This is a genomic window from Streptomyces bambusae, assembly GCF_020532645.1.
Lineage (GTDB): Bacteria > Actinomycetota > Actinomycetes > Streptomycetales > Streptomycetaceae > Streptomyces > Streptomyces bambusae.
The window spans coordinates 17,860-28,984 of the sequence record NZ_JAJAUZ010000087.1; the positions used below are offsets into that span (position 1 = coordinate 17,860).

General features: G+C 69.8%; 9 protein-coding genes. 2 read left to right on the top strand and 7 right to left on the bottom strand.

Annotated features, from left to right (window positions below; translation table 11 throughout):
- The first annotated feature begins 129 nt into the window (after window positions 1-129).
- Window positions 130-618, top strand: a complete 489-nt coding sequence (locus tag LG634_RS34445; RefSeq protein ID WP_226739949.1) for a hypothetical protein — start codon at window positions 130-132, stop codon at window positions 616-618.
- A gap of 90 nt (window positions 619-708) precedes the next feature.
- Window positions 709-1,485, top strand: coding sequence for a 3-hydroxybutyrate dehydrogenase (locus LG634_RS34450; RefSeq protein WP_226739951.1), 777 nt, complete (start codon window positions 709-711; stop codon window positions 1,483-1,485).
- 65 nt (window positions 1,486-1,550) lie between these two features.
- On the opposite strand, the gene asnB is transcribed toward LG634_RS34450, so the two are convergent.
- From asnB to LG634_RS34485, 7 genes are all read right to left on the bottom strand, one after another.
- The gene (asnB, locus tag LG634_RS34455; RefSeq protein ID WP_226739953.1) at window positions 1,551-3,368 is read right to left on the bottom strand and encodes an asparagine synthase (glutamine-hydrolyzing); all 1,818 of its coding nucleotides are present in this window, start codon (window positions 3,366-3,368) and stop codon (window positions 1,551-1,553) included.
- Between the two features lie 94 nt (window positions 3,369-3,462).
- Entirely contained in the window at window positions 3,463-4,698 is a 1,236-nt protein-coding gene (locus tag LG634_RS34460) for an MFS transporter (protein ID WP_226739955.1), read from the bottom strand.
- A 212-nt stretch (window positions 4,699-4,910) separates the two neighbouring features.
- Window positions 4,911-6,257: a TldD/PmbA family protein gene (locus tag LG634_RS34465; protein ID WP_226739956.1), complete on the bottom strand. Its 1,347-nt coding sequence runs from the start codon at window positions 6,255-6,257 to the stop codon at window positions 4,911-4,913.
- On the bottom strand, window positions 6,244-7,674 hold the full coding sequence (locus tag LG634_RS34470) for an ATP-binding cassette domain-containing protein (protein WP_226739957.1): 1,431 nt from the start codon (window positions 7,672-7,674) through the stop codon (window positions 6,244-6,246). Before LG634_RS34470 ends, LG634_RS34465 begins: the two co-directional genes overlap by 14 nt.
- A complete protein-coding gene (locus tag LG634_RS34475) occupies window positions 7,665-8,708 on the bottom strand; it encodes a HesA/MoeB/ThiF family protein (RefSeq protein WP_226739959.1) in 1,044 nt (347 codons plus the stop codon). Before LG634_RS34475 ends, LG634_RS34470 begins: the two co-directional genes overlap by 10 nt.
- Window positions 8,705-10,018: an ABC transporter substrate-binding protein gene (locus LG634_RS34480; protein WP_226739960.1), complete on the bottom strand. Its 1,314-nt coding sequence runs from the start codon at window positions 10,016-10,018 to the stop codon at window positions 8,705-8,707. Before LG634_RS34480 ends, LG634_RS34475 begins: the two co-directional genes overlap by 4 nt.
- Entirely contained in the window at window positions 10,008-10,895 is an 888-nt protein-coding gene (locus LG634_RS34485; protein ID WP_308072736.1) for a cupin-like domain-containing protein, read from the bottom strand. The genes LG634_RS34480 and LG634_RS34485 overlap by 11 nt, the downstream gene beginning before the upstream one ends.
- Window positions 10,896-11,125 lie beyond the last annotated feature (230 nt).

Below are 11,125 nucleotides of genomic sequence, written 5' to 3' on the forward strand. Positions count from 1 at the left end.
TAGGTCCAATTTTCAGTGGAATAGGCGATTCCTCTGGCCTCTTGGGCCGACTGACGCATAATCGACAACAATGCGGCCGGATTTGCACTTCCGGCCGCGCCGTCACACGTATGCAACGGGGGCATCGTGATGATCAACGACAGGGGAAATCCAGGGGCGTTGTGCGTCCCTGCCGCCGTTCCGCCGCCGCTCGGCGGACCCGAATTCGCACGCCTGCTGACCGCCGTCCGCCGCGGCCGGGTGCTGACGCTGACCGCGCCCCGGCGCGAGCCGGCCGGCCGCGTGGCGCGCGTCCTGGCGCAGCGTCTGGGCTCCAACTTCTTCGACGGCACGGCCGTCGTCAGCATGGACCGGCCGCACGGTCCGGCCGACGTCGCAGCCGCCCTCGGAGCCCTGGAGGGCATGCCCTTCCTGCCCTGCGGTACCGCCGACGCCACCTCCTGGCTGGCCGAGCGCGACATGCTGCTGGTCCTGGTCGGGGCCGAGCAGCTGGCCCCGGCGGCCCGCACCTGGCTGCGGCGGCTGCTGGCCGCGGCCCCGGGCGTCCGGATCCTCGCCACGGGCCGCAGCCCGCTGCGGCTGCCGGAGGAGCGGGTCCACCGGCTGCAGGGGAACTGAGGGAAATGGCGGCCGCCACCATGCCGGGTCGCACCGGTGTGGCGACCGCAGCCATGGGCACTGCGGAATCCGCTCCCTAACGTTCCGGCCATGACAAACGACAGCCATCCGGACCTGGGCCGGCCCGACCTCGGCGGCCGCACCGCCCTGGTCACCGGGGGCGGCAGCGGGATCGGCCTGGCCTGCGCCCGGGCGCTCGCCGCGGCCGGCGCCGCCGTGCACATCGTGGACGTACGGGCCGAGGCCGCGGAGGAAGCCGCCGCGGCCACCGGCGGCCGGGCCCATGTGGCGGACCTCGCCGACGGTGCCTCGATCGGCGGCCTGCCGGGGGACGTGGACATCCTCGTCAACAGCGCCGGACTCCAGCACGTGGCACCGGTCGAGGAGTTCCCGCCGGACCGCTTCGAACTCATCCAGCGGGTCATGGTGACCGCCCCCTTCCTGCTCGTACGGCACTGCCTGCCCCACATGTACGGGCGCGGCTGGGGCCGCATCGTGAACATCTCCAGCGTGCACGGGCTGCGCGCCAGCCCGTACAAGTCGGCGTACGTGGCCGCCAAGCACGGACTGGAGGGCCTGAGCAAGGTCGTCGCCCTGGAGGGCGCCGCGCACGGGGTCACCAGCAACTGCGTGAACCCCGGGTACGTCCGCACCCCGCTCGTGGAGGGCCAGATCGCCGCGCAGGCCGCCGTGCACGGCATCCCGCCGGAGCAGGTGGCCTCCGAGGTGCTGCTGGAACGGTCCGCCATCAAGCGCCTGATCGAGCCCGAGGAGGTGGCCGCCGCCGCCCTCTGGCTCTGCGGTCCGCTCACCGGCTACATCTCGGGCGCCTCCCTTCCCGTGGACGGCGGCTGGGGCGCCCACTGACCCCGCCGGGCACCGCCCGCCGCAGTAGGCGGCACGACCGGCACCACGGGGGCGGTGCCATCCGGTCAGAGGCGGACCGACGGCTCGTGGCGGTGCAGCCAGAGGTTCAGATCGAGGACGAACTCGAGGCCCTCCCGGGGGAATCGGCTGTCCCCTTCGGCCTCCACGAGGAGTGAGCGGACGGCCTGCCGGTCGAGCAGAGCCAGGGCGGGGCCCCCGGCGTCGAGCAGGTTCCGCACCTGCCCGGTCAGCGCCGCCCGGTAGGCCGGGTCACGGACCACCGGGTACGGGCTCTTGGTGCGGTCCAGGACGGCGTCCGGCAGTCGTCCCCGGGTGGCTGCCCGGAGCAGGCTCTTCTCCCTCCCGTCGAACGTCTTCATCGTCCACGGGACGTTGAAGACGTACTCGGCCAGCCGCCGGTCCAGGAAGGGAACACGAATCTCCAGACCACAGCTCATCCCGAGGCGGTCGGCGCGCTCCAGCAGCACGGGGAGGAACCGCGTGAGGCTCAGGTAGCTCGCCGTCCGCAGCCTGCGCTCCTGCGCATCGGCGCCGGGCAGGTGGCTGAGCTCGCCGGCCGCCGCCCTGGCCAGCTCGTCCCGGTGCACGGCCAGGTCGAGGTCGGCGGAGAGTCCGGCGTCGAGCAGTCGCGTCAGATCCCCGCGTCCGACCGCATCGGACCAGGGGAAGGAGGCCTTCGTGGCCGCGACGGACCAGCGGTATCCGCCGAACAGCTCGTCGGAGCCGTCACCGGCCAGGGCAACGGTGTGCTGCTCGCGTGCCGCCCGGAACAGAAGCATCAGCGAGGCGTCGAAGTCACCCAGCCCGAGGGCGTCCCGGGCGCCGATCACGTCCCGCCGGTGCTCGGGTGCGGCAAGTTCCGCCGGAGTGATGGTCACCTCCCGGTGATCGGAGCCGAGGTACTCCCTCATCAGGGCGACGTAGGGGGCGTCCCACCCCCGCCTCATCGCGTCCTCGTCCGAGGACTGCGACGCGCCGAAGTCGACCGAGACCGTGCGCAGTTGCCGCTCGCCTCGCCCCAGTGCGGCGATCGCACTGGAATCCAGCCCGCCGGAGAGCAGGGTGCACACCGGTACGTCGGCCTGCGAATGGCTGCGGACGGCCTCCTCCAGGAGCTCCCGGATCCGGCTCACCGTGGTCGGCAGGTCGTCGAGGTGTTCCCGTGGCGACAGGGACCAGTACTGCTCCATGGAATGGCGGCCCGGGGAGAAGACGGCGGTGTGCCCGGGAGGTACCTCGCGAAGGCCGTGGAACGGGGTGCGGCCCGGCGTGCTGATCATGGGGTGGGCCGCCAGGACGAGTTCCCGCAGGCCGTCGAGGTCGAGAACGGCGGGTACGTGGGGATGCGCCAGGACCGCCTTGGGCTCCGAGCCGAACCAGACGAGGTCCCCGTCGTGCCGGTAGTACAGGGGCTTCACCCCGAAGCGGTCCCGGCCGAGCAGCAGGGTGCGGGTGCGCACGTCCCAGACGGCGAAGGCGAACATGCCCTCGAGCCTGCCGGCGCAGTGCCGTCCCCACGCGAGGTACGCGGCCAGCACGACCTCGGTGTCGGAGGACGTGCGGAACCGGTGTCCGCGAGCGGCCAGTTCGGCGCGCAGCTCGCGGTGGTTGTATATCTCGCCGGTGAAGACCAGTGCGGCGACCGGCTCGCCGTCCGCTTCGTGGACCATGGGCTGTCTGCCCCCCGCCAGGTCCACGACGGACAGGCGGGTGTGCCCCAGGGCCGCACCGTCGTGCATCCAGGTCGCCTCCCCGTCCGGACCTCGGGCCGCCAGGGTCTCGACCATGGCTTTGAGGTCCAGCTCGGGGTTGTCACCCGGAAGCGGACCGCGGGAACTGACGAAACCGACGAGGCCACACATGGCAAGAACTCCGGAGTTGTCGGACGGACGGGCGGGAGGAGCGGCGACCGACGGAGGAGGCGCCCCCGTCGGCCACCGCTTGCGAGCGGTCCGCTCAGGCGGCCTTCACCCAGCGGCCCTTGGTGACCGACGGGATGCTGAGCACCAGGGCGACGGCGGGCACCACCGCGTACCAGGCGAACCCGGCCCCGGAGCCGAAGGCGTCGATGAGCCATCCCAGCAGGAAGTACCCGCAGGCGATCAGCAGCGACTCGACGAACGTGATGACGGACAGCAGGCTGGAGCGGTAGCGCGAGGGCACGCCCTGGTTGAAGACGTCGTCCACCACCACCGCGGTGATGTCCGGGGCTCCCACGGCGAGCAGGAACACCACGATGGTGAGCCATGCCCATTCCATGCCACTGAAGCCGAGGGCCGCCACCAGAACGGCCAGGGTCAGCGGGACCAGCGTGCGCACGCCGAGCCGCTGGTTGGCCCGGTCCGCCAGCAGGGGGGCGAAACCTCCGATGAGGAACGCGGCGGACATCACTGCGCTCACCAGGCTGGTGGCCACGCCCTGGTGGGTGAGGGCTTCCTGAATGAAGATGAAGTAGGGCGTCATGGTCGCGTGCATCAGTCCTGAGACCAGGACCAAGGAGGCCAGCCGGGGAGTGATGCTCTTCAGCATGGCCATCTTGCCCAGTTGCGGCCCGTCGCCGTCGCCGTCACCCTCCCCGCCGTCACCGGAGCCGGCCGGTTCGTCGAGGTCGGCGACGTCCTCCCCCCGGAGTTCGGGCACCTTGGCCATCATGACCGCGGCCGACAGGATCAGGGCGACTGCGGCGCCGAGGTAGACCAGTTCCCAGGAGATCTTCTGGAGGCTGCCGCCCACGGCGATGGCCAGTGCCATGGTGAGGGAACCCAGCGTCGTGTAGCGGGACTTCACCTTGACGTAGTGGATCTCCAGGCCGCGGCGCCGGAGCAGGTCGTACAGCAGCGCGGTCTCGGCCCCGGAGACGAACGCCATTCCGATGCCGTACAGGACGAAGAGGGCGACGAACCACGGATACCCGGAGAGCGTGACCTCGCCGACCAGACACAGCGCGATCAGCGACTGGCCGAAAACGATGCTCGTGCGGCGTCCCATGCGGTCGGCGAGGAACCCGGTGGGGATCTCCGCCAGTGCGCTGACCAGATAGAGCAGTGTCTGCAGCAACGCGATCTCGGCGGCCGAGAAGCCCTGGTGCATGAGATAGACGACGAAAACGCCGCGCTGGAACAGCGAATTGGACAGGACGGCGTAGACGTAGTAGGGAAGCGCCAGCGACCTCGTGGCCTTGAAAGGGGGCACTTGGCCTGAATCATTCCGTCCAGCCGAGTCGATTACGCCGGGTTCCGCGGCCATGAAAAACAACCTCCCCTTATGCGCCCGGAGCCACATCGCGGACGCAACAGCTCCACACCGGCCCTCTTTTTCCCGAATTGGCCGGGTGGGCGCCGATTCATGGTCAACCTATCCCATCAACACATCGGCCGAGCGAGGGCGAAAGGGGATCTCCAGCGCTATTTGAGCGGCGCAGGCTCGATGGTCAAGCCGGTCATGAGCAGGGTGGGCCCGCCGTCACCGACCGGAACCCCCTGCCCGTACTTGCCGCACGAGGCAGGACCGCCCAGGGCGAAATCGGAACCGATCCCCCTGATGTTCCGGAGGGCATCGGCGACATGGCCGCTGATGACGGAGTCGGCCACCGGCTCGGCGAGCCTGCCGTCACGGATCCGGTGGATGTTCACGGCGCCGACCGAGAAGACGCCGTCGTCCGCCAGCATGCCCGCTCCCAGTCGGGCAACGTGGTAGCCGCTGCGTACGCTGCCCGTCAGGGCGGCCGGGTCGTCCGGGCCCGGCTCCATGACCACATTGCTCATCCGCGGCAGCGGCGGGCAGCGGAAGGACTGCCGCCGTTGCCGCCCCGTGCCGTCGATGAGCCGGGTGACCACGCCGTCTTCGACGACGGGGCAACGGGCGGCCGCAACACCTGTGTCGTCGTGCGCGTAGCTGCCCCACGCCCCCGGCAGACCGGGGTCGTCGGCCACGCTCAGACCGGCGGGCCCGATCCGGTCCCCGGACTCCCAGCGCACTCCCGCCAGGCCGCCGGCGGCGACATCGGCTTCGAGCGGATGGCCGACCAGCTCGTGGGCGAGCACTCCGCTGGCGCCGGCGGCGATGACGAGAACGGCGTCCTCCTCCTGCACCTGAACCGCGCCCCGCTTGCGCAGGGCCGAGCTGCCGGCTTCCCGGCCGACGTCCGCAGCGGCATGTCCGGACTGCCATTCGTCCGCGTCGCGGGTGCCGATCTTCCGGTATCCGACCGTCTCGCCTTCGGCGATCGCCCTGCCGGACAGGAGGTACCGCGGCAGCGTGACCTCCCTGTGCGTACGTCCCGGACCGAGCGCCAGGAACTCCCGGAGCTCGCCCGAGTACGACACGGCGACGGAAGTGAGGGGCCCCTCGCGCCGGGCGGTGTCGTACACCTTCCACAGCGTGTCCGTCTCGCCGCCCGTGCGCGGGGGGACTCCTGACGGCCCGACGGCGGACCGGACGGCGGCGGCCAGGCGGTCCAGGGGGAGCCCGGTGACCCCGGCCCGTTCGGCGGCGGCGGCCAGCCCCTGGCGCAGCGCGTCCACGGAAATACTGTTGACCGCCACCTCTCCCGTGGCGCCGCGGTGCCGCACGGTGACCGAGAATCCGCTTCGCGTGATTTCTTCCAGCGTGGGCCGGTTTCCGTCCAGCAGAAAACAGTCGACGCTGTGGACCCGCTCCAGGAAGAAGTCGATCGACACCCCCAGAGCGGTCTCGGCATCCAGCAGCAGGCCGGCGGCCTCTTGGGCGGCGGAAAGTTCAGCGGTCTGCATTTCTCGGCACCTGCCATCCGGACTCGGGCGACCAGCTCCGCGTGAATCCCGCCATCTTGAAGGGCGTCGCCGTCTCGACCATCATGGCCAGGGAATCCACATCGGCCGACATGACGGCTGCTTCCGACATTCGGTCCACGTATTCCAGGTCCGCGGGGTCCACCTCGATCCCGCCGAGTTCCGCCACGAATACGATCTGGCGCTGCGTGGCGATCGAGAAGGCCTCGGTCGTGATCTTCCTGATGTCCGAGAGGGCGTCCTCGGGCAGGGTGTGCAGCAGGCCCGCGACGGCTTCGGTCGAATTCGTGTTGAGGTCCGGATCGTGCCGCCGCAGCAAGGCGTCCAGGGCGGACTGCTGTGCGGTCGGGGACTCGGAGGGGTGGGGGACGCGACGGTAGCCGGCCCGCAGCTGGAAGGGCAGGAGGCGCCCCAGAGCGGACTGGCAGTAGAGCACCTTCCGCTGATCCGAGACCGGCCACATCCGCGCGTTGAGCGAGAGCCCCCTGAAGGAAGGGTGGACGATCACCCGCTCCTCGCACAGCACGGTTTCGTTGATCCGGCGAAGGGTCGGAAGTGCCTCGAACGCCTGCGGGAACGGACGGCAGAACACCTTCACGGCCACCAGCATCCGGCCCATGCGGACCGTGCGCACCTCGGTGACCAGGTTCTCCCAGTCGATCCAGCGCTCCTCTTCGGAGCGGTAGTGGTAGCTGCCGAGCTGTTCGTAGTCCGCCCGGGAGCCGACGGTCTCCACGAAGCCCTCGGTGATGTGGGCGTCCGGCTCGTGCTCGGCCGAGGTCTTGCGGACCGATCCGTCGAAGCCGATCGTGATGTGCTCGTCCGCGCAGACGTATCCGTCCAGGTCGTCATGGGCGGTCGCCACGACGGCGTTGAGTCCCAGTGACCGGCAGGCCCGCTGGAAGTTGTGGGCGATGACCTTGGCGGTGGTGCGGTCGAGGTTGGAGCAGAACTCGTCCACCACGATCAGATCGGCTCGGGTGGCGGCCAGCCGCGCCAGCATCAGGCGGTGCCGCTGCCCCTCGGAGAGGTGGTCCGGCCGCGACATCATCAGCCGGGGCTCGCCGAGGCCGAACCGCCCGAGCCAGGACACCGCTTCGTTGACCTCTTCGTCGAAGAGGTCGATGACCCGGTCGTCGGGACCGATCGGAGGCAGGTCGTCGACGGTGAGGACGTCCGTGTGCCTGGCCAGCTCGCGCAGGAGGCTCGACTTCCCGGTACCGCTGAAGCCCGTCACCAGTGTGATCCCGCGCGGGGACACCGTGACCGGTTCGAGGGTGACGGCGTCGCGCTTGGGCTCCGCACCGAAAAGGTCGCGCAGTACCCGGGCCCGCGCCGACATGTCCCGCTGATCGCGCTCGTGCCGGACCTCAACTGCTATGCCCGTGCTCAACTCCATGTCCTCTCTTCGTGTACCTGGGTGTCCTTCAGGTTCATCACATACCGGCTGGACCGGGCTCTGGTCTGCCGCCGCAGAACCACCCCGTTCAGCCATTCACTGACCATCCCGGTGGCGGCCATGGTGTTCACGGGTGCTATGGAGGCGCTCATGATCGGGTCGCCGAGGGTGGCACGGGCCACGGCACCCAGTTCGTCCATCTCCTGGGTGAACAGCCGGTGGCCGACGTCGTCGGCGGCGTTCAGCACCGGGCCGACAGCGGCCTCCTCCAGTCCGGCGGCCGCGAAGACCGCCGCACCGCCGTGCGTCCTTGCGAACGCGGCGACCACGGCCGACAGCGTGCCCACCGGCCGGTCCGCGCAACAGAACAGGGTCCAGCCACCCGGCCCCGAGTTCTCGACCAGCGGCGCGGCCACGGTCTCCAGCGTTCCTTCCCCGACCGTCGCGGACACCGTGTCGATCTCGGTGTCCGGGTAACGATCCGCCAGGAAGTCCGCGAGGGCGTTGACCTTGGGGCGGCCGAGGTCCGAGCGCCGGTAGGTGAACTGCCTGTTGAAGTTGGTGATTTCGACCGCATCGTGGTCGATCAGCAGCAGCTTGCCGACTCCCATGGCCGCGAGGTGCACGGCGACGAGGGAGCCCAGTCCGCCGCAGCCCAGGATGACCGCCCGGTGGCCGGCGATCCGCTCGGCGGCGGCGTCCGGCTCCTCGGCCACCTGGGCGAACCACAGGCGCTGTTTGGTGTACTGGTCGGTCTCCTCGCTCGCGGGCAGGGGGGCCAGCATGTCGCGGGCCGCGAACTCGGAGAGCAGGGCCATGCGCAGGCCGGTCGGTTCGAAGCGGTTCCAGCGGATGCCCGCGACGAGGCCGCCGGCCCAGTCGCGCAGGGCGGCGTCGGCGCCGCCCACCTGGAAGCCCCGCTCGCCGAGGACGACGAGTTCCGCGTTCTCCCCTTCGACGAGCGCGACGCTTGCACGGAGCATGATCCCGTGGGGGAACTGCTGCCGGAGCGCTTCTGTCAGGCCGTCGGTCATGCCCATTCCCCCAGAGGTCGTGTCATGCGCGAGAGGAAGACTCCGGGTACCTCGGCGAGAGGGACACAGAGTGCGTCGCGGGCGAGTATCGAGGTCAGTTCCCGGCACGCTTCCTCGACCGACCGGGGGGTCGTGGGCGCGGCATCGAACCTGCGCAGGGTGTTCACGTACTCGTCCAGGGTGCGGTGTGAGCGGAGTTCTTCCAGGAAGGTCATGCCGCGGTACACCCCGAGGCGGTCCGGGTGAAGTCCCCGGAACAGGTTGATGCGCAGGTCGGTGCCGACCGTGCGGTTCTCGTACCGGTCGGGGACGAGGACCGCGGGGATCCCCGCATCGTGCAGGAGGTGCGCGACGACGGCCGCTATCTCCCGGTTGGGGTAGTACGTGTCGTACGCGATGCGGTAGGCACTGCCCTGGCCGGGGCGCACGGCCCTGCGGACCGGTACCTGCTTCCGCTGCGCCGCCTTCTCGTAGGAGCGGCGGAAGTCGTTGTCCGGCATGAAGTCGGGGCGCGGCAGCAGCGGTGCGGGAAGCAGCTGCGCGAGTGCGTCCGTTGCCATCGCCTGCTGGATCGCGACCCTCTCGGCGCGGCCGTCGGGCCGGGCGAGCCGGCCCTCGAAGCCGAGCACCACGATGATGCCGAGCTGCCTGACACCGAAGGCCGGGTCACCGGCGAAGTCCGCGAGCCGGTGGAACGGGAAAGCGGTGTCCGAGGTCATGTCGACGCGGCCCTCGGCGTAGGCCTTCAGGCCCAGGACCGGGTCCTTGATGCGCCGCAGCACGAGCCGGTCTGGGACGTCTCCGTCCGCATGGGCCTGACGGGCGAGGGAGATCGTGCGGGTGGTGGAAGCCGTGATGCGATAGCTCCCCGCACCGTCGCCGCCCCGGTGCGGAGCCACCGCGGGCAGGGTGGTGAGGTGGGGGAAGCTGAAGTCGGGGGCGGACAGGCGTACCCGGAGCAGGTCGTCCTGGACCGTCACCTCTTCGACATGACGGAGCCAGTAGCCGGTGGCGGTGGACGATGCCGCGGCGCGCAGCAGGGCCTCGGCGTAGTCGGCGGCCCGCACCGGGGATCCGTCGCCCCACTGCGCCCCGGGGCGGATGGCGAAGTCGTGACGCAGCCCGTCGCCGGAGCTGTCCACCTCCCTGGCGCCGATGAGCAGCGCCTCCGGCGACTCGAGTGGGGCGGCCAGCAGCGGACGGGTCGTCAGCGTTGCCAGCTGCAGGCCGCTGTGGTCACTCCACAGCGGCTGTTCGAGTGTTCCGGGGAAGGAGTCGAAGGCCAGCGCTGCGTGGGTTTCAGCGGGCACCGGACGTCTCGTCCCAGGCCATCAGGGTCTCCTCGTACGTCCGCAAGTTGCCCATCGCGCCGCGGACCCAGTCCAGCTGCTGTGCACGGAAGGCCGGATCGTGGAGCTCGCCGGCGGCGGCGCCCGGCTTCGCCAGACGTTCCACGAGCTCGTTGCGCGTCTCACGCAGGACGGAGATCGGTTCGATGAGACGGGTCTCGAATTGCGCGAGGAAGGAAAGGAGCTTGCGTTCCTCGGCGAAGTTGGCGGTGAGCATGAGGTTGCGCTCGGGGTTGCGGACCTCGTGGAACCAGTCGGCCGGGATGTAGAGCGTGTCACCGGGCTGGAGCGTCACCTCGTACACCGGGAGTCCCGTTTCCCGGATCACTTCGTCATAGGTGACCTGCGACCACATGCTGTCGGTGCGGCGGAAGGAAACGCCGGCCTCCGGCGGGACGAAGCGCACGCTCTTGGTGCCCTTGATGATGGTCAGCCAGGCACTCGTCGAGAAGGTGTCGCAGTGGATGCCGGTGGAACAGCCGGGCTCTCCGAAGAACAGCCACATCCGCCCGAAGCGGACCTGCTCCGGGAGCCGGTTGATGCAGTCCTCAGAGAAGATCTCGGGCGTCGTGAAATCGTCCAGCAATTCAGGACAGTCCCTGACGAAGTTCCATCCGGCCAGGTAGGTCCGGGGTCCAGTGGACTCCGGATCAAGCGGGGCGTTCTCCCAGTGGTCCAGCATGTCCGCCAGCCGGCGGTTCGCGTACTTGTATGCGTACTCCTCGCCCGGCTCGTACTCGCGGACCTGAATGGAGTGGTCCCCGTAGCGGCTGCGGAAGTATTCCGGCGTCCAGAGCTCGAGTGCGGGCCATCCGGTTTGGAGTCCACGGATCACCACAGGCTCGTGTATATCTTCGAGAGTGGAAACTGAAGAGGCGTCCAGTACGCGCAAATCAGCAACCGGGATGTCTGCCACCGAGGGCTCCTCGTGAGAATGGAGTGGAAATGAACGCCCGCCCCCGCGAGAGGCTTGGCCTCTCGCGGAGGCGTTCTGTGGGACGATCTCAGCTTGCCGGCCGGTCCCGACCGAACGGAATGACGGTCGGATCAGGGTTGGCGGAGCAAAGC